This is a genomic window from Nocardioides sp. CCNWLW239 (genome assembly GCF_037137035.1).
Lineage (GTDB): Bacteria > Actinomycetota > Actinomycetes > Propionibacteriales > Nocardioidaceae > Nocardioides.
Genome location: NZ_JBBBNW010000003.1, coordinates 376,346 through 394,847 on the forward strand (window position 1 = coordinate 376,346; position 18,502 = coordinate 394,847).

The following is an 18,502-nucleotide window of genomic DNA, read 5'->3' on the forward strand; positions in this document are numbered from 1 at the left end:
GGAAGTACGTGGGCTGGCCGTGGGGGCTGCCGAATCCGAGCCTACTCACGCCCCGGGTTAGACTGCGAGCCGCATGCTGTGAACTGCTTGTAGGTGCCGCATGTGAAGCCTCAACCCGATCGAGAAGGATCTTCTCAGTGACGCACGTCGAACAGCCGGTCCCCGACCTCGACCAGCGTAGCGACCGCGCGTCAATGCGCGATGTCATCTCGGCGTACGTCTCCTTGACGAAGCCCCGCGTGATCGAGCTGCTGCTGCTGACCACCGTGCCGGTGATGTTCTTCGCCGCGCAGGGTGTTCCGGGTGTCGGCCTGGTGGCCGCCACGGTCATCGGCGGGATCTTCTCGGCCGGCTCGGCCTCGGTCTTCAACTGCGTCTACGACCGCGACATCGACGAGCAGATGCGGCGTACGCGGCGCCGGGCGCTGCCGCGGCACGTGGTCACCCCACGCGCGGCCTTGATCTTCGGGTCGGTGCTGGCCGTGCTGTCGGTGCTGGTGCTCGGGTTCTTCGTGAACTGGCTCTCCGCCGGCCTCTCGCTGGCCGCGAACGCCTTCTACGTCTTCGTCTACACGATGCTGCTCAAGCGGCGCACCACCCAGAACATCGTCTGGGGCGGCATCGCCGGATGCTTCCCGACCCTGATCGGCTGGACCGCGGTCACCAACCAGGTCTCCTGGGAGCCCCTGATCCTGTTCATGGTCGTCTTCTTCTGGACCCCGCCGCACACCTGGGCGCTGGCGCTGCGCTACCGCGAGGACTACGCGCAGGTCGACGTGCCCATGCTGCCCGTGGTCAAGTCCGCCCGCCACGTCGGCGGCCAGATCGTGGCGTACTCCTGGGTCATGGTCGCCACCTCGCTCCTGCTGTGGCCCGTCGCCTCCACCGGCTGGCTCTACCCGGTGGCCGCCATCGGCCTCGGCGCCGTCTTCCTCGTCCAGGCCCACCAGCTGCACGCGCGTGCCAAGGGCACCGAGGACCTCACCAAGATCCGCCCCATGCAGCTCTTCCACTCGAGCAACCTCTACCTGAGCCTGCTCTTCGTCGCCCTAGCGGTCGACCCGCTGCTCCGCTGAAATCCCGTACTCAACAACGTAGGAGGGCTGGAGTCACCTGGTGACTCCAGCCCTCCTACGTTTTCTTGACTCCGCATTCTCCGGGGACGGGGAGTGTTGGGATCCGTCTGGCTCGTACGCTGTGCGCGTGGGGAACGGCGAATGGGCTCGCCAGCTTGCCGCCCTGCCGCTTCATCACAGATGAGGGTGAAGTGGTGAGTCCCGCAGGGGATCGTTGACGGGTCTGTCTCGGAACGAAGCCCGCGGGCCTCGACGGCTCAGGCGGTGTGGGCGCGGGTGGCGCGGACGACGCGGGCGAGGCCGGCGGAGATGAGGGCGGCGCCGAGCATGTGGAAGCCGACGAGGACGACCGGGAGATCGGTGAGGTACTGCACCCAGCCGATCAGGCCCTGCGCGAGCTCGATGGCCAGCAGGACGATCGTGACCTGACGGACGTAGGCGTGCTTGCGGCCGAGCCACAGCGTCACCAGGGTCGCGGCGATGAGCGCGTAGACGGCGTAGGCGTGGATGTGGGACATCAGGGCCGGGTCGAGGCCGGTGCGGCGGGAGTCGAGGTCGCCGGAGTGGGGGCCGGAGCCGGTCACGACGGTGCCGAGCCACAGCGAGAGCCAGCCGACGGCGAAGGTGACGACGGCGGCGATGCGTACGGTCTGCGGCGCGGCGTCGCGAACCGGGGAGCGGAGCTCGTCGAGCAGCCAGACGCACAGACCGACCATCGCCATCGAGGCGAGCAGGTGGAGCGCGACGACGTAGGGGTTGAGCTCGGTGAGCACGGTGATCCCGCCGATGACGCCCTGGAGCGGTACGCCACAGGCGATGACGATCGCCAGGTTGCGGATGACCCCTCGGCGGTTCCAGACGGCGACCACAACGGTGATGGCGATGGCGGCCAGGACGTAGGTCAGCAGCCGGTTGCCGAACTCGATGACCCCGTTGATCCCGAGCGCCTCGTGAGCCACGTAGGACTCCTCGGTGCACTTGGGCCAGGTGGGACAGCCGAGACCAGAACCGGTCAGCCGGACCACTGCGCCGGTGACCACGATCCCGATGTTGGCGATCAGGTTGGCGATCGCCAGCCCGAACGCGTGGGCTCGGAGCCAGGCGAGGACCTTGTCCTTGGCCGAGCGGCCGGGTCCGGTGGAGGGCTCGGTGGTGATCATTCCCACTTGAACGTCCTAGCTGTGAGGGTGGAGCCGAGGACGGCCCAGATCAGGAGTACGCCGAGGTCTCGCCAGGCCGGGGTGCCGTCGAGGAACGCGGTGCGTACCGCCTCACCGAGCGCGCCCGACGGCAGCCAGCGAGCGACGTCTCCGTAGGCGCCGTAGGCCGTCAGCGGCAGCACCACGGCACCGCCGGCCAAGAGAAGCAGATAGATGAGGTTGGCCGCGGCCAGCGTCGCCTCGGCGCGCAGCACGCCGGCGACGAAGAGGCCGAGCGAGGCGAAAGCCAGGGTGCCCATGGCGATGGCCAGGAAGAAGGCGAGGACGGTGCCGAAGCCCGCGGCAGGGGTCCAGCCGAGGATCTGGCCGACGGCGCCGATGACGAAGAGCTGCACGAGCTGTACGCAGCCGAGCGCGAGCACCTTGCCGGCGAGCAGGCCGGTGCGGGGGAGCGGGGAGGCGCCGAGTCGCTTGATCACGCCGTAGCGCCGCTCGAAGCCGGTCGCGATCGCGAGACTGGTGAAAGAGGTCGACATGATCGCCAGTGCGAGGACGCCCGGGGTGAGGACGTCGACGAGCGCGCGATCCGTGCCGAGGTCGAGGTCGATCGCGTTGCCGGCGGTGACACCGCCGACCAGGACCATGACCGGGATCACCACGGCCAGGAGGAGCTGCTCCCCGTTGCGGAGCATCAACTTGGCCTCCATCAGCGCCTGCGCGACCACCTGCCGGGTGATCGGGGCGCTGCCCGGCATCGGGGTGAAGGTCCCCGTAGCCACCTCAGACATGTTCGATCCCCTCGGAGAGACGGAGGTCGCCGGTGAGATCGAGGAAGACGTCCTCGAGGCTCCGGCGGCCCAGGGTCAGCGACTCCGGGAGGACGTCGTTCTCCTCGCACCAGCGGCTCACCTTGGCGAGCGTGGTGGGGTCGGCCTTGCCGGTCACCCGCATCGAGCGTTCGTCGAGCAGGATGACCTCGGTGTCCTCGCCGAGCGCCACACGCAGGGACTCGCGGGCGCCGGGTGGGAACGGCTTGGTCACGACCAGCCGGACGGTGGCGGTCGCGCCGCCTCGGGTCAGCTCCAGCGGAGTCCCGGAGGCGATCATGCGGCCGCGGTCGATGATGTGCACCTGGTCGGCCAGCTCCTCGGCCTCCTCCAGGTAGTGGGTGGTCAGCACGACGGTGACGCCGTCGGCGCGCAGCTCGCGGAGCAGCTCCCAGGTCGTACGCCGCCCCTGCGGGTCCATCCCTGCCGTCGGCTCATCCACGAACACCAGCTCCGGGCGACCGACCAGCGCCATCGCCAGCCCGAGCCGCTGCTGCTGCCCACCGGAGAGCCGTCGGTAGGGCGTGCGGCCGCACTCGCCCAGGCCGAGTCGATCGGCCAGATAGTCGATGTCCAACGGGTGTGCGTGCAGGCGTGCGATGTGGCGCAGCATCTCCATCGCGCGTACGCCGCTCCACGCCCCTTGCCCCTGCAGCATCACCCCGATCCGGGGGAGCAGCTGCTTGCGGTCGGCGATCGGGTCGAGCCCGAGCACACGCACCGAGCCCTGCTGAGGCTTGCGATAGCCCTCGCACGTCTCCAGCGTGGTCGTCTTCCCCGCGCCGTTGGGCCCGAGCACGGCCGTGATCGAGCCTGCCGCGACGCTCAGCGAAAGACCGTCGACGGCGGTCTTGTCGCCGTAGGCCATGCGCAGGTCGCGTACCTCGACAGCGGGGCTGGCGACGGAAGATTCCACGGCCGCAGTCTAAGAAGGCGCACGCCACCGGCCCAATCGCGTACCTGTGCATCGTTGGATTCTTAGGCGTCTATCAGGACGTTGGCCGCCCAACTCCCACCGAAGGACGGCCAACGCGGGGATGTGACGGTGATACCCGCAGGGTCATGACGCGATTGCAGAACCACAAGATCTGCACAGAAGATCAACATCCCAGGGTCATCGGGAGCGGTCAGGAATCGAGAAGCAGCAGGGATCCGGGATTCCTAGAGTCGAGACATGATCACTCTTCAGACCATCACCCTCGACGCAACCGACCCCACGGACGCCCGGGCGTTCTACGACAAGGCCTTCGGCCTCACCGACCAGATCTCCGTACGCCAGGGCCCGGGCACCGGCGCCGGCCGGCCGTTCACGGTCTCGCTGGTCGTCAGCCAGCCCTCGACGGTCGACAGCCTCGTCGACTCGGCACTCGCGGCCGGCGCCACCTCCCTCAAGCCGGTCGAGAAGTCCTTCTGGGGCTACGGCGGGATCGTGCAGGCCCCCGACGGATCCGTCTGGAAGGTCGCGACCTCCGCCAAGAAGGACCGCGGTCCCGCCACCAGGGAGATCGACGACATCGTGCTGCTCCTCGGGGTCGCCGACGTCAAGGCGAGCAAGAAGTTCTACGCCGAGCGCGGGCTCGGCGTGAAGCGGAGCTTCGGCGGCAAGTACGCCGAGTTCGAGGCCGCTCCCGGCGCCGTCCAGCTCGCAATCTACCCCCGCCACGCCCTGGAGAAGGAGACTGGGGTCCCGCTCGACCCGGCTGCTGCGTACGGGATCGTCCTGGGTGGCGGCAGCGAGGCCTTCACCGACCCGGACGGGTTCACCTGGCAGGCTGGGGACCATGGCACGCACGATCGCGACGAACACGACCGTTGATCTCGAGGGGCTCCTGGAGTTCGTACGCCCCCGGCACCAGATGATCCTGGTGACCAGCAGAGCCGACGGGTCCCCGCAGCTCTCGCCGGTCACCGGCGGCGTCGACGACGATGGCCGGATCGTGATCGCGACCTACCCGGAGCGCGCCAAGACCCGCAACGCCCGAGTACGGCCCCAGGTCAGCGTGATGGTCCTCTCCGACGAGTGGAACGGTGCCTGGGTCCAGGTCGACGGCGACGCCGAGGTCCTCGACGCAACCGAGGGGGAGGCTGCGCTGGACGCGTTCGTCACCTACTTCCGCAACATCTCCGGCGAGCACTCCGACTGGGACGAATACCGCCAGGCCATGGTCGACCAGGGCAAGTCCCTCCTCCGGATCACCCCGACGCGCTGGGGCCCGATCGCCACCGGAGGTTTCCCAGCCCGCCTCGCCTGAGTGGGGCAGGGCGGTTTGTCGATGAGTGGGTGATTACCGGGCGGGGGCGCTGGGGCCGGCCTCGGTGCCTTCGAGTGGTCGCTTTGGGCTCGAAGGTGACCGGGCCGAAGGCCCATAATGACCACTTCTCCAGTGGAGGCGGCCGACGAGCAGGCCAGTCGGACGCACCAGCACAGTGTGGTCGTACCGAGTCTTCCGGAAGGGCTGACGCTCGCATCTTCAGGTCTTAACGTTGAGGCCCGTGAAGTCTCAGCAGGCGTTCCTGGCGACGGTCGTGGCGGTCGGCACGTTGCTCGTCGGGTGCGGCGAGACGGATGGGCCAGGGTCGGCACTGGCCGAGAAGTGGTCTCGACCGGGAGGCCCGGAGAGCGATTTCCTGTCCAAGGGCTCGTGGACCGCGACCGACGAGCTGTGGATCTACGCCAACATCGACTCCTCCCGGATCGAAGCCGTACGCCTTGACGACGGCACTGAGGCATGGCATCTGCCGCTCGAGGAGAACGTGTGCGAGATCTCGCCGGTGAACGAGGCCGGGCTCGTCGCCGTACGTGACCATCCATCCGGATCGCACAGCTGCGACCGCGTCACCGTCGTGGACACCGCCGACGGCGACGTGGTGTGGTCGGAGACGTTCGAGTCGATCGGTGGACGCTCCGAGGGTGGCGGCATGGTCGGGCTGACCGAGACCACCGCGTCGGTCACCACCGCGTGCGCGATCGAGCGCTGGGACGCGGCGACCGGTGATCGCCTGGAGCCGCTGAGGGCTCGCGGCGGGTCCACCGAGCTCGGCTCGTTCGGCTGCCGGGTGGCGACCACCGGCCGCACGGGCCTGATTCCCGAGAAGGACGGCCTCGTCGGCGTCGACGTCGATACCGGCAAGCGCGTGTGGACCGTCGCCGGGGCCGATCCCTACGTAGGCGCGCTCTATGCCACCGAGCCGATCGTCGCCGACCTCGGGTTCGAGGGAACGCAGGGCGTACGCGCCATCGACCCCGGCAGCGGCCAGGTCGGGAAGATCATCGGCCGGTCCTTGGACGCCGGCGCCACGACGCCGACTCTCGGGTCGGCCGCCGTCGTGGACGAACGGATCTTCGGCTCGTATGGCGAGGAGCCGTCCGGGTCCGACGACGCCGGCGCCGTTCGAGCGTGGGACCTGAGCTCGGGGACCGAAGCGTGGAGCCGGGTGGGCGAAGCCGGCGACACCTTCTTGGGCGCCGACGAGAACGGCGTCTACATCGGTCGTGGCGCCCAGTCCGAGTCCGGCTATCGCGTGGTCCGTCGCGACCTCGACGACGGCTCCGACGAGGTCGTCGGCACCGTGGAGGCCAGCCCGGCCGTGGTGACGAAGGTCGGTGACCTGCTGCTGGTGGGCACCGTCGACGCGTCGAGCGGCGACAGCGAGACGACGGCCCTCGAGCTGCCGTCGACGGGCAGCTGAGGAGCGGCTCGGTGCGAAAACCAGTGGCACCGGACGTACGCCGCTGACTACCGTTTCCGGCACAGCAACACGGACGAGGAGATGAGCATGCGTAGGACGGTCGAGATCCGCTCCGCCGCCGGGAATCCCGGTCAGGCGGACGAGACCTGCCTGCGCTCCGACCTCCGCTCGGACCGCATCGGCCAGGAGCCGCCGACGCGCTGAGTCACAGCGCCGTCCGTCGAAGGGCCGCTCCGCCGAAACAGACCCCGGCCGGAGCGGCTCTTTCGCATGCCCGGCCAGACTCGAGGAGAGTGAAGAATGATGAACGAGTTCCCGATCGCCCTGGCCGGCGCCCAGGCCGAGACCCTGATGTGGGCACGCCCGCACGAGATCGAGCACGCAGCCCAGGACCAGCTGCGCAACATCTCCCGGCTGCCGTGGGTGCACGGCGTTCGCGTCATGCCCGACGTACACCTTGGCAAGGGCGCCACGGTCGGCTCCGTCGTCGCGATGAAGGACGCCGTCTCGCCGAGCGCGGTCGGTGTCGACATCGGCTGCGGGATGATGGCGGTCAAGACCTCCGTCACGACCAGCGACCTGCCCGACGACCTCGGCCCGCTGCGGTCGGCGATCGAGGAGGCCGTCCCGGTCGGGTTCCAGGCGAACGACGGCCAGGCCGGCGTCGTCCGCAAGGACCTGAAGCTGAAGGTCGCCTTCGACAAGCTCTTCGGAGGCTTCGAGGAGCTGCGGGCGCCCAAGCTCGACGACCGACACAAGCGGGCGGTCGCACAGTGCGGCTCCCTCGGCGGCGGAAATCACTTCATCGAGGTGACCTCCGACGACGACGGTGCGATCTGGCTGATGCTGCACAGCGGATCCCGCAACATCGGCAAGGAGATCGCGGAGCGGCACATCTACGCGGCCAAGGGGCTCGAGCACAACCTGGGCCTGCCGGACCGAGACCTGGCGGTCTTCCTGGCCGGCACCGCGGAGATGGACGCCTACCTGCACGACCTCTACTGGGCCCAGGACTACGCCAAGCTCAACCGGCGGATCATGATGGCGACCGTCAAGGGCGTCTTCGCGCGCTTCTTCCCGTCGGTGGTGTGGGGTCGTGAGGTCAACGCCCACCACAACTACGTCGCCCGGGAGACCTACGACGGCGTCGACCTGGTGGTCACCCGCAAGGGCGCGATCTCGGCCAAGTCCGACGAGTTCGGGCTGATCCCCGGGTCGATGGGCACCGGCTCGTACGTCGTCCGCGGGCTCGGCAACGAGGCCTCCTACTGCTCCGCCTCCCACGGAGCGGGCCGGAAGATGTCGCGGACGAAGGCGAAGAAGACGTTCAGCGTCGACGACCTGCGTGCTCAGACCGACGGTGTCGAGTGCCGCAAGGACGCCGGCGTCGTCGACGAGATCCCCGGTGCCTACAAGTCCCTGGAGAGCGTCATCGAGGCCCAGACCGACCTTGTCTCGGTCGAGGCCCGCCTGCGCACGCTGCTCTGCGTCAAGGGATGAGGTTGTGAAGCTGAGCGTGGCCTATCGGTCACGCTCAGCTTCACAACCCTCGGGAACGCTGCCAGATCCCCAGCCGGTGGCTCCAGGGGAGCCGCGGGTTCAGCCGGAGCGGCTCGGAGAGGTGGACCAGGTCGAAGTCGGGACCGAGGGCGTGGGTCATGTCCTCCGGGACGTACGTCCACGGCGGGCCCGCCTCGTCGCTCGGACGGTCGACGGGGAAGACCCCCGATGCGACCCGCCCGCCGGGGCGTACGACCGCGCGGGCCAGGTCGCCGACGCGACCGCGCCAGGCGGGTGGCAGGGCGCAGAAGAAGGTGTGGTCCCACATCAGGTCGACCGGCCCGCCGGTAGCGCCCAGGACGTCGTCGACGTCGAGTGCGTCGCCGACCACGTAGGTGAGGTCCGGGTAGTGCTCCGCCGCGTAGGCGGCCGCGGTGGGCGAGAGGTCCACGACCGTCGTACGCCACCCGGCAGCCGCCAGCCCGGCAGCATCGTGCCCCCGGCCGGCGCCGGGCGCGAACGCGGTGCCGGGCTCCCCGAACAGCGCGATGTCCTCCTCGAGGTATGCCAAGGGTGCGCCGAGGTCCCAGGCGGTCGTGCCGCGGACGTAGGCGGACTCCCAGTCCGTGGGGTCGTTGACGGTCATGGCCACAGTCTCTCAGCCGGGACACGAGAGATGGTTCCGTGTGCCATCGCCGACCGGTACGCTTTCGAACATGAGATCGACTGGCGGTGCGTCCGGGCGTGACGTACCGCTGCCGTTCGAGCTCGTTCCCGTGGCAGCGGCGCCACCCGCGAAGCGGTCACCTGTGCCCGTGCCGGAGGACGCCACGCAGGTCCACCGTCTCGTCGGTGCCCACCTCACCTCCCGCGGTCTGCCACCGGGGTCCGACCTGGTGATCAATCCCCGTCGCCCCAGACGCGGTGAGGTGGCGGTCGTCCGCTCCGGCGGCCGCACCCGGGTCGGCATCTTCGACCTCGAACGCGGTCGCGCGGTCCTGCGCTCCGATCGCGGCATCCGCTGGCTGCCGCCCGACGCCGTCTACGTCGGTGTCGCCGCCCTCGTCTCGCCGACCCTCGACGGGATGCCGACGGGCTGATCGCTTCCTGTCGGCGCCGGGTGAGGATGTGGCGTCGGCACCTTCCCTCTGCATCAAGGGTTGAGGTCGTTCAGCTTCAGCACTCGACCCTCGCCGACCGTGGTCACCACCGAGGCGTCCGCACCGGTGACCAGAACGGCGGAGGAGTCGTCGACGAACCAGATCGGGTACGCCGCCGATGCGGCCCGTTCCCGGGCCCACGCCTCGGTGCGTTCGGGCATCACGCTCGGAGCCAGGTGCGGCTTGAGGTAGACGTCAAGCAGGGGCAGGGGAGCGGTGGGTGCCGAGCCGGTGACCGCGGCCTCGCCGGCATCCCCGAAGACAGCGACCCCATCAGCCAGATGGCGGCTCCAGATCATCGAGCCGGCGCTCTGCCCGACGTACACCTTCTCGCGGCTGACCTGCTCGAACATCGGTGCCAGCCCGTTGCGCTCGATCGCCGCGGCCAGGACGTACTGGTTCCCACCCTGCACGTAGACCACGTCCGCCGCCTCGAACCTGTCGCTCAGATCCGGTGTCGGTGCCGCGACGTCGACGAGGTCGATGGAGGTCCAGCCGAGACCGGCCAGGTGGGCGAGACTGTCGATCAGCCACCGCTTGTCACCGTCGGAGCCGAGCGTGGCCGTCAGCACCACCATGAGCCGGGACTCCGCGAGCGGCCGGTCGACCAAGCTGGTCAGCGTGTGCAGCAGTGTGTCGTTGCAGATTCCGTTGGCGGTCAGCAACATTCGTCGTCCACGTGGTCCTGCCATGGCGTCAGGCTAACGACCGACGGGGAGGGGCTCCCGCAGTGGTGTGTGCCATGTCGAGGAGAGCCACCCTCGGGCGTCGATGACCGGCCGAGTCGTGATCCGTTCGGCCTGCCTGTCGCTTAACCTCGCCACATGAGTTCTCGGGGTGGTGAGTTCGTGTGGAGACACGCGGTGGCGGCGGTGGTGCTGGCATTGGTGGGAGCAGGGCTGTGCGGATGCGGGGTGAGCAGGAATCCGTACGCCGAGGTGCCGCGGCTGAAGGTGGCCTGGATCGCGCCCGTCGAGGGATCACCCTTGCTCACCGAGCGCTGGGCGACAGAGGACCTGTGGATCTCCTTCGACTCGAGATCGAGCCGGCTCGTCGCGCTGAACCTGGAGGACGGGTCGACTGCTTGGACACTGGCGTCGAGAAAGCTCTGTGGGCTCTCCGACGTCAATGCCGACGGCCTGTTGGCAGTCCGCTCGGGTGCCGTACCTGACTGTGACGAGGTGCGAGTGATCGACACGGCGACGGGCGAGGAACTCTGGTCGACGGAGGTGGGGGACGACGAGAACAACCCCGTGACAGCCGGTCAGATCGGCCTGAGCGGTCAGACCGTCAGCGCGGCCGGCGTGTGCGGAGTCGACCGTTGGGAGGTGGGCTCAGGGCGGAAATTGGCCTCCTTGACGGGGACTCGGCGTCATCCGGATCTGCCCGGTCGCTGCCGGGCGGCACTCACCTCCTCCGACCTCGCCGTGATCGTCGATTCGAATGCTCTGGTCGGCTACGACGTCGACACGGGGAAGAGACGTTGGTCGGCGAAGGGGAAGGACGCCGACATCGCCTCGCTCCACGCCACTGACCAGGTGCTGGCCGAGATCCAACTGGACGGTGTCTCCGGACTCCGGACGATCGATCCGGCCTCTGGGGAGATCGGGCCGATCATCGGGCGGCCCAGGGGACGCTACCTGTCACCCCATCCTGTCGAGGTGGTCGGCAACCGGGTCGTCGGCAGCTACGACCGATCCTCCAGGCCGAGTCCCAGCGGGACCTATGAGTCTGCCGTCCGGGTGTGGGACCCCGAGAGCGGCAAGGAGTTGGGAAGCTGGCCGGGGAAAGAAGGCGACGACTATCTCGGCGCCAGCGAGGATGGCGTCTACATGGGCCGTGAGGTGCCGGACGGCCGATCCGAGCACGGGACCGCCTACTGGGTCACGCGGGCGGACTGGACAGGGGGACCGGCTCGAACGGTCGGCTGGATCGAGGACGACGCGATCGGCTCGGGTTCGGTGGTGGGTGATCTGGTGATCGAAGCCGGCTTCGGCGAGCTCGAGGACGGTTCCTATGGGCACCGCGTTGTGGCCTACACGCTGCCCACAAGGACGACCGCCGATCCGATTCCGCGCTCGAAGAACGTCGAGCGGCCGAGCTGGGCGAGCGGGGACGTACGCCCCGACCCGCAGGTCGATCCCTGTGCAGAGGTGCGTGAGGAGACGTTGCGCGGCCTCGGGTTCACCGCAACGCTCGAGCGGGAGGTCCCTCTGGACTGCGAGTGGGCTGAGGGATCCGTGACCCTGTCCACACACGCCGAGGTCATGCGGCCCGACTCCACCGCGAGCGCGACCGCCAGGGCCCGGGAGTGGGTGTCGTCCGCGCGTGACCCGACGACGTCATCGGTCGCGGTCGACGGCCTCGGGGACGAGGCGTGGGCCTCAGTGTCGACACTGGTCGCGAAAGGGCCGACTGCGCACTTTGAGCTCGGCGATCCGAGGATGTCGCGCACGGAGATCATTGTCGCGGTGCGTCAGCGGAATGTCGTCGCGCTGGTACGACTGACCGACATCGGGGATCATCGCGAGGGCAGGCTCCCTCCAGGCTCAGTCGCCCGTGAGACCGGCGCGATGGCCGCGTTGAAAGACATACTCGGAGCTGCCGGAGCCGAGGTGAAGGTGCCCGATGCGGTGAGCGACGGGCCGGTCACCGACGTGCCGGACATGTGCGCTGCGGTCGCCGACGACGTACGTGATCTCCTTCCGGGAGCGAAGCCGACCGATCTGACGTCGCCGGGCGATGCTCGCCTCCGGGGCTGTCTGTGGGCGACGCGGGAGGCCGGCTACATCCATTCTCACGTGCAGGTCGTCGCGTATGCGGTCGGGCCCAGCCCGATCACCGGCGCGACCGGGTCCGTGGCGGCCGAGGAGGTCTTCGCCGACAGCCGAGGCGAGCTTGCGACGCCGCGTAGGGACCAGAAGTGGGACGAGTCGGTGATGGCGGAGGGCTCGGACGGATACGTCGACGCCAGCCATCTTCGAGTTCGCAGGGACAACGTGATCCTGGTCGTCGACATCGGTCTCCGCGACCGGGACAAACCATCGGCCTCGAAGGTCGCTCCACGCGTCGCCGACCGCGCGATGAAGGCGATTCTGCGGTGATCGGGAGCAAGTAAGGGTTGCCTTCGTTGAATCGCCTGGGGGAATAACGTCACAATGGTGTTGTGAAATTCGACGAGAGCACTTTGCCCAGGAATGGGCACAGCGCAGAGACCAGCGAGGAGAGCACCCGGCAGCGGGTCGCTCGCTCGCTGCTCGTCGACGGCCCGCAGACGGCTGCGGCGCTGGCCAAGAGGCTCGACCTCACGCCGGCGGCGGTCAGGCGCCACCTGGACGCCCTGGCCGAGGAGGAGGCGGTGGAGCAGCGTGAGCCGCGCACCGCGTCCACTCGTGGGCGAGGCCGTCCCGCCAAGCTCTTCGCGCTCACCGACCAGGGTCGGGACGGCTTCGAGAAGAAGTACGACGACCTGGCGGTCGAGGCGCTGCGGTTCCTCTCCGAGGTGGCCGGCGAGGAGGCCGTGCGGGAATTCGCGGAGCGCCGCGCGGCGTTCATCAAGCAGGGACTGGACCGGATCGCCGCCGGCGAGACGGACCTCAGCCCCGCGCAGGTGCTCGCCAACGTGTTCACGGCCAACGGCTATGCAGCCTCCGTCAAGGAGCTGCCGCTGATCAACGGCCACGACGCCGGTGAGCAGCTGTGCCAGCAGCACTGCCCGGTCGCCCACGTCGCCCAGGAGTTCCCCGAGCTCTGCGAGGCGGAGACAGAGGCGATCGCGAAGCTGCTCGGCACCCACGTACAACGCTTGGCCACCATCGCTCACGGCGACGGCGTCTGCACGACCCACATCCCTCCCGGATCTTCCGGGTCGGGCGAAGTTTCGAAGAAGAAGGAGCAGGTCACGACATGACCTCCATCGAGGAGCTCAACCCCGAGCTGAAGGGCATCGGGAAGTACGAGTTCGGCTGGTCCGATCCCGACGTCGCTGGTGCCTCCGCGCAGCGTGGCCTCAACGACGCTGTCGTGCGCGACATCTCCGGCAAGAAGTCGGAGCCGCAGTGGATGCTCGACCTGCGCCTGAAGGGCCTCAAGCTCTTCGGCCGCAAGCCGATGCCCACCTGGGGCTCGGACCTCTCCGAGATCGACTTCGAGAACATCAAGTACTTCGTGCGTTCCTCGGAGAAGCAGGCCCAGAGCTGGGAGGACCTGCCCGAGGACATCAAGAACACCTACGACAAGCTCGGCATCCCGGAGGCGGAGAAGCAGCGCCTGGTCGCCGGTGTCGCCGCGCAGTACGAGTCGGAGGTCGTCTACCACTCGATCCGCGAGGACCTCGAGGAGAAGGGCGTTCTCTTCCTCGACACCGACACCGCGCTCAAGGAGCACCCGGAGATCTTCCAGGAGTACTTCGGCACGGTCATCCCGGTCGGCGACAACAAGTTCGCCGCGCTGAACACCGCGGTGTGGTCGGGTGGCTCGTTCATCTACGTGCCCAAGGGCGTCCACGTCGACATCCCGCTGCAGGCCTACTTCCGGATCAACACCGAGAACATGGGCCAGTTCGAGCGCACCCTGATCATCGCCGACGAGGACTCCTACGTTCACTACGTCGAGGGCTGCACCGCGCCGATCTACCAGTCCGACTCGCTGCACTCCGCGGTCGTCGAGATCATCGTGAAGAAGAACGCTCGCGTTCGCTACACGACCATCCAGAACTGGTCGAACAACGTCTACAACCTGGTCACCAAGCGCGCCGTCTGCGAGGAGGGCGCGACCATGGAGTGGGTCGACGGCAACATCGGCTCCAAGGTGACCATGAAGTACCCGGCGGTCTACCTGATGGGTGAGCACGCCAAGGGCGAGACCCTCTCCATCGCCTTCGCCGGCGAGGGCCAGCACCAGGACGCGGGCGCCAAGATGGTCCACGCCGCGCCGAACACCTCCTCGAGCATCCTGTCGAAGTCGGTGGCTCGCGGTGGCGGCCGGACGTCCTACCGTGGCCTGGTCCAGGTCAACGAGGGCGCGCACGGCTCCAAGTCGAACGTGCTCTGCGACGCGCTCCTGGTCGACCAGATCTCGCGCTCGGACACCTACCCCTACGTCGACATCCGCGAGGACGACGTCTCGATGGGTCACGAGGCATCCGTCTCGAAGGTCTCCGCCGACCAGCTGTTCTACCTGATGTCCCGCGGCATGGCCGAGGACGAGGCGATGGCGATGATCGTGCGCGGCTTCGTCGAGCCGATCGCCAAGGAGCTCCCGATGGAGTACGCCCTCGAGCTGAACCGCCTGATCGAACTGCAGATGGAAGGAGCGGTCGGCTGATGACCGCAGCTGTACAGGAGGCCCTGGAGCTCGACAAGGTCGAGTCCCACCTCCACCCCGAGGGCTCTTTCGACGTCGAGGCGCACGAGGTGCCGAAGGGTCGCGAGGAGATCTGGCGGTTCACGCCGCTCAAGCGCCTCAAGGGCGTCCACGACGACGCGCCGTTCGCTGACGGCGCGACCAAGGTGGAGATCGAGGCCGCCACCGGCGTGACCGTCGAGACCGTTGCGGCCGATGACGCCGTACGCGGCTCCTCCGGCCTGGTCCCGACCGACCGCGTCTCGGCGCGGGCCTGGGCGGCCAGCACCGGGGCGACCGTCGTGCGCATCCCGACCGACACCGTCGTCGAGGGCGCGACCGTGATCCGCCACCACGGCACCGGCTCGGAGACCGCCGGCGCCGGCCACGCGGTGATCGTCGCGGAGAAGTTCGCCAAGGCGACCGTCGTGCTCGTCTTCGAGGGCTCTGCCGTCGTCGCCGACAACATCGAGATCGTCGTCGAGGACGGCGCCGACCTCACCGTCGTCTCCGTCCAGGACTGGGCCGACGACGCCGTCCACCTCTCCACCCAGCACGCCAAGGTCGGCCGCGACGCCAACCTGAAGCACGTCTCGGTGAGCTTCGGCGGCGACGTCGTGCGTCATGACTTCTCGGCCGAGTACGCGGGCCCCGGCGGCTCCGTGGAGTCGCTCGGTCTCTACTTCGCCGACGCCGGTCAGCACATCGAGCACCGCCTCTTCGTCGACCACACCGCGCCGAAGACCAAGTCCAACGTCATCTACAAGGGCGCGCTGCAGGGCGAGAAGGCCCACGCGGTCTGGATCGGCAACGTGCTGATCCGCAAGGAGGCCGAGGGCATCGAGACGTATGAGGAGAACCGCAACCTCATCCTCACCGACGGTGCCTGGGCCGACTCCGTGCCCAACCTGGAGATCGAGACCGGCGAGATCGAGGGCGCGGGCCACGCGTCGGCGATCGGCCGGTTCGACGACGAGCAGCTCTTCTACCTGCAGAGCCGCGGCATCTCCGAGACCGAGGCCAAGCGCCTGGTCGTGCACGGCTTCTTCAACGACCTCATCCGCCAGATCGGGGTTCCCGAGCTGGAGGAGAAGCTGACCACCACGGTCGAAGCCGAGCTCGCCAAAAACATCAACATTCTTATCGAGAAGGACGCAATCGCATGAGCACGCTTGAGATCAAGGACCTCACGGTCTCGGTCGAGACCGAGGACGGCCCGAAGGAGATCCTCAAGGGCGTCACGCTGACCATCAACTCCGGCGAGACCCACGCGATCATGGGCCCCAACGGCTCGGGCAAGTCGACGCTCGCCTACTCGATCGCCGGCCACCCGAAATACACGATCACCGGCGGCACCGTCACCCTCGACGGTGAGGACGTCCTGGAGATGTCCGTCGACGAGCGCGCCAAGGCCGGTCTCTTCCTGGCGATGCAATACCCAGTCGAGGTCCCCGGCGTGAGCGTGGCCAACTTCCTGCGCACCGCGAAGACCGCCCTGACCGGCGAGGCCCCCAAGCTGCGCACCTGGGTCAAGGACGTCAACGGTGCGATGGACAAGATGCACCTGGACCCGTCCTTCTCGCAGCGCTCGGTGAACGAGGGCTTCTCCGGTGGCGAGAAGAAGCGTCACGAGATCGCCCAGCTCGACATCCTCGACCCGGCCTTCGCGCTGCTCGACGAGATCGACTCCGGTCTCGACATCGACGCGCTCAAGGTCGTCTCCGAGGGCATCAACGACTTCCGCGCCCGCGAGGGCAAGTCGGTCCTGCTGATCACCCACTACACCCGCATCCTGCGCTACATCAAGCCTGACCACGTGCACGTCTTCGTGGCCGGCCGGATCGCGGAGTCGGGTGGCCCGGACCTCGCCGAGGAGCTCGAGGCCAACGGCTACGAGCGGTTCACGAGCGCGGCGGTCTGACATGAAGGGTCTGCTGCCCGACCTGGATCTGGTCCGTAAGGACTTCCCGATCCTGGAGCGCACCTTCGACGGCGGCGAGACCCCGCTGGTCTACCTCGACAGCGCCAACACCTCGCAGAAGCCGCAGATCGTGATCGACACCATGGTCGACCACCTGGAGCGGCACAACGCCAACATCGCCCGGGCGATGCACCACCTGGGCGCCGAGGCCACCGAGGCGTTCGAGGGGGCGCGCGATACCGTCGCGCGCTTCCTCGGCGCGCCCGAGCGGGACGAGGTGATCTTCACCAAGAACGCCTCCGAGGGTCTCAACCTGGTCGCCAACACGGTGCCGCTGACCGCCGGTGACGTGGTCGTGACGACCGAGATGGAGCACCACTCCAACATCGTTCCGTGGCAGCTCGCCACGCAGCGTACGGGCGCGGAGCTGAAGTGGTTCGGGCTGACCGACTCCGGTGAGCTCGACCTGTCGAACATCGATGAACTGATCACTCCGGCGACCAAGATCGTCACGCTGACCTGGGTCTCCAACATGCTCGGCACCATCAACCCGGTCGGAGAGATCGCCCGGAAGGCTCACGCGGTCGGTGCGCTGGTCGTCGTGGACGCGGCCCAGGCTGCGCCGGTGCTGCCGATCGACCTGGCATCGATGAGTGACGAGGAGCGTCCTGACTTCCTGGTCTTCACCGGCCACAAGGTCGTCGGCCCGACCGGCATCGGAGTCCTGTGGGGCCGACGCGCCGCGCTCGAGGCGCTGCCGCCGTTCCTGGGCGGTGGCGAGATGATCGCGACGGTGACGATGGAGAAGTCGACCTACGCACCGATCCCGCACAAGTTCGAGGCCGGCACCCCGCCGATCGCCGAGGCTGTGGGGCTCGGGGCGGCGCTGGAATACCTGATGCACGTGGGCATGGAGAACATCCACGCCCACGAGCAGGCGATCACGGCCTACGCCCTGGAGCGCCTCGCGAGCGTCCCGGGTGTCACCGTGCTCGGGCCGGCCGATGCCGCCAAGCGTGGCGGTGCGATCTCCTTCGAGCTCGACGGGGTGCACCCGCACGACGTCGCCCAGGTGCTCGACTCCAAGGGTGTCGCCATCCGCGCCGGCCACCACTGCGCCAAGCCTGCCCACCAGCGGTTCGGCGTGCAGGCCTCCAACCGGATGTCGTCCTACCTCTACACCACGCCCGCCGAGATCGACGCGCTGGCCGAGGGGTTGGAATACGTACGCAGCTTCTTCAAGTTGGATCAGTGATGACTGCAGCAAACCTCGAAGCGATGTATCAAGAGATCATCCTGGACCACTACAAGAACCCGCACGGGCGAGGTCTTCGTGACCCGTTCGAGGCGGAGGTCCACCACGTCAACCCGACCTGTGGCGACGAGATCACCCTGCGGGTGCACGTCGAGGACGGCACGATCGAGGACATCTCCTACGACGCCCTCGGCTGCTCCATCTCGCAGGCGTCGGCCTCGGTGCTCAACGACCTGGTCGTCGGCAAGACGGTTGACGAGGCGATGGTCATCCACGAAGAGTTCCTGCGTCTGATGCAGGGCAAGGGCCAGGTGGAGCCCGACGAGGACATTCTGGAGGACGGCATCGCCTTCGCCGGCGTTGCCAGGTTCCCCGCCCGGATCAAGTGCGCGCTGCTCTCGTGGATGGCGTGGAAAGACGCCACCGCACAGGCAAACGTGCCAGCGCTCGCTGAGGAGAAATGATGACTGAGACCGACCACACCGACCACAATCACGCAGGTCACGACCACTCCGGTCACGACCACGCGGGCCACGACCACTCGGGTCATGACCACTCGGGCCACGGGCA

The 18,502-nt window shown here is 68.2% G+C and carries 18 protein-coding genes; 13 read left to right on the plus strand and 5 right to left on the minus strand.

What is annotated here, in order from left to right:
- Positions 1–137: 137 nt before the first annotated feature.
- Entirely contained in the window at positions 138–1,076 is a 939-nt protein-coding gene (locus WBG06_RS13615) for a heme o synthase (protein ID WP_336737328.1), read from the plus strand.
- 257 nt (positions 1,077–1,333) lie between these two features.
- On the opposite strand, the gene WBG06_RS13620 is transcribed toward WBG06_RS13615, so the two are convergent.
- Genes WBG06_RS13620 through WBG06_RS13630 form a run of 3 tightly spaced genes read right to left on the minus strand, consistent with a single transcriptional unit; the run spans position 1,334 to position 3,979 of the window.
- The gene (locus WBG06_RS13620) at positions 1,334–2,236 is read right to left on the minus strand and encodes a COX15/CtaA family protein (RefSeq protein WP_336738060.1); all 903 of its coding nucleotides are present in this window, start codon (positions 2,234–2,236) and stop codon (positions 1,334–1,336) included.
- Positions 2,233–3,024, minus strand: coding sequence for an ABC transporter permease (locus WBG06_RS13625; RefSeq protein WP_336737329.1), 792 nt, complete (start codon positions 3,022–3,024; stop codon positions 2,233–2,235). The genes WBG06_RS13620 and WBG06_RS13625 overlap by 4 nt, the downstream gene beginning before the upstream one ends.
- Positions 3,017–3,979 (minus strand): ABC transporter ATP-binding protein, encoded by a 963-nt coding sequence (locus tag WBG06_RS13630; protein WP_442945460.1) that lies wholly within the window; start codon positions 3,977–3,979, stop codon positions 3,017–3,019. Before WBG06_RS13630 ends, WBG06_RS13625 begins: the two co-directional genes overlap by 8 nt.
- Before the next feature lie 258 nt (positions 3,980–4,237).
- Between WBG06_RS13630 and WBG06_RS13635 the strand changes: the two genes are divergently transcribed.
- From WBG06_RS13635 to WBG06_RS13650, 4 genes are all read left to right on the plus strand, one after another.
- Complete coding sequence (locus tag WBG06_RS13635; protein ID WP_336737330.1) at positions 4,238–4,879, plus strand: glyoxalase; 642 nt, start codon at positions 4,238–4,240, stop codon at positions 4,877–4,879.
- The gene (locus tag WBG06_RS13640) at positions 4,845–5,315 is read left to right on the plus strand and encodes a PPOX class F420-dependent oxidoreductase (protein WP_336737331.1); all 471 of its coding nucleotides are present in this window, start codon (positions 4,845–4,847) and stop codon (positions 5,313–5,315) included. The genes WBG06_RS13635 and WBG06_RS13640 overlap by 35 nt, the downstream gene beginning before the upstream one ends.
- Positions 5,316–5,556: 241 nt before the next feature.
- Positions 5,557–6,753 (plus strand): outer membrane protein assembly factor BamB family protein, encoded by a 1,197-nt coding sequence (locus WBG06_RS13645; RefSeq protein ID WP_336737333.1) that lies wholly within the window; start codon positions 5,557–5,559, stop codon positions 6,751–6,753.
- Positions 6,754–7,056: 303 nt separating this feature from the next.
- Positions 7,057–8,253, plus strand: coding sequence for an RtcB family protein (locus tag WBG06_RS13650; protein WP_442945461.1), 1,197 nt, complete (start codon positions 7,057–7,059; stop codon positions 8,251–8,253).
- Between the two features lie 40 nt (positions 8,254–8,293).
- On the opposite strand, the gene WBG06_RS13655 is transcribed toward WBG06_RS13650, so the two are convergent.
- Entirely contained in the window at positions 8,294–8,899 is a 606-nt protein-coding gene (locus WBG06_RS13655; protein WP_336737334.1) for a methyltransferase domain-containing protein, read from the minus strand.
- A 70-nt stretch (positions 8,900–8,969) separates the two neighbouring features.
- Here WBG06_RS13655 and WBG06_RS13660 point away from each other — a divergent pair, with 70 nt between their 5' ends.
- Positions 8,970–9,353, plus strand: coding sequence for a hypothetical protein (locus WBG06_RS13660; protein WP_336737335.1), 384 nt, complete (start codon positions 8,970–8,972; stop codon positions 9,351–9,353).
- A 53-nt stretch (positions 9,354–9,406) separates the two neighbouring features.
- On the opposite strand, the gene WBG06_RS13665 is transcribed toward WBG06_RS13660, so the two are convergent.
- Positions 9,407–10,105: a Type 1 glutamine amidotransferase-like domain-containing protein gene (locus WBG06_RS13665; protein WP_336737336.1), complete on the minus strand. Its 699-nt coding sequence runs from the start codon at positions 10,103–10,105 to the stop codon at positions 9,407–9,409.
- A 132-nt stretch (positions 10,106–10,237) separates the two neighbouring features.
- On the opposite strand from WBG06_RS13665, the gene WBG06_RS13670 reads away from it, so the two are divergent.
- The 7 genes from WBG06_RS13670 (at position 10,238) to sufU (ending at position 18,396) form a co-directional block, all read left to right on the plus strand.
- Positions 10,238–12,517: an outer membrane protein assembly factor BamB family protein gene (locus tag WBG06_RS13670; protein WP_336737337.1), complete on the plus strand. Its 2,280-nt coding sequence runs from the start codon at positions 10,238–10,240 to the stop codon at positions 12,515–12,517.
- A gap of 83 nt (positions 12,518–12,600) precedes the next feature.
- Positions 12,601–13,323 (plus strand): helix-turn-helix transcriptional regulator, encoded by a 723-nt coding sequence (locus tag WBG06_RS13675; RefSeq protein WP_336737338.1) that lies wholly within the window; start codon positions 12,601–12,603, stop codon positions 13,321–13,323.
- Positions 13,320–14,738 carry a Fe-S cluster assembly protein SufB gene (sufB, locus tag WBG06_RS13680; protein ID WP_336737339.1) on the plus strand — a complete coding sequence of 473 codons (1,419 nt, stop codon included), beginning with the start codon at positions 13,320–13,322 and terminating at the stop codon, positions 14,736–14,738. The genes WBG06_RS13675 and sufB overlap by 4 nt, the downstream gene beginning before the upstream one ends.
- Positions 14,738–15,922: a Fe-S cluster assembly protein SufD gene (sufD, locus tag WBG06_RS13685; protein ID WP_336737340.1), complete on the plus strand. Its 1,185-nt coding sequence runs from the start codon at positions 14,738–14,740 to the stop codon at positions 15,920–15,922. The genes sufB and sufD overlap by 1 nt, the downstream gene beginning before the upstream one ends.
- Complete coding sequence (sufC, locus tag WBG06_RS13690; protein WP_336737341.1) at positions 15,919–16,677, plus strand: Fe-S cluster assembly ATPase SufC; 759 nt, start codon at positions 15,919–15,921, stop codon at positions 16,675–16,677. The genes sufD and sufC overlap by 4 nt, the downstream gene beginning before the upstream one ends.
- A gap of 1 nt (position 16,678) precedes the next feature.
- Positions 16,679–17,932, plus strand: coding sequence for an aminotransferase class V-fold PLP-dependent enzyme (locus tag WBG06_RS13695; RefSeq protein ID WP_336737342.1), 1,254 nt, complete (start codon positions 16,679–16,681; stop codon positions 17,930–17,932).
- Positions 17,932–18,396: a Fe-S cluster assembly sulfur transfer protein SufU gene (gene sufU / locus WBG06_RS13700; protein ID WP_336737343.1), complete on the plus strand. Its 465-nt coding sequence runs from the start codon at positions 17,932–17,934 to the stop codon at positions 18,394–18,396. Before WBG06_RS13695 ends, sufU begins: the two co-directional genes overlap by 1 nt.
- The last annotated feature ends 106 nt before the right edge of the window (positions 18,397–18,502 follow it).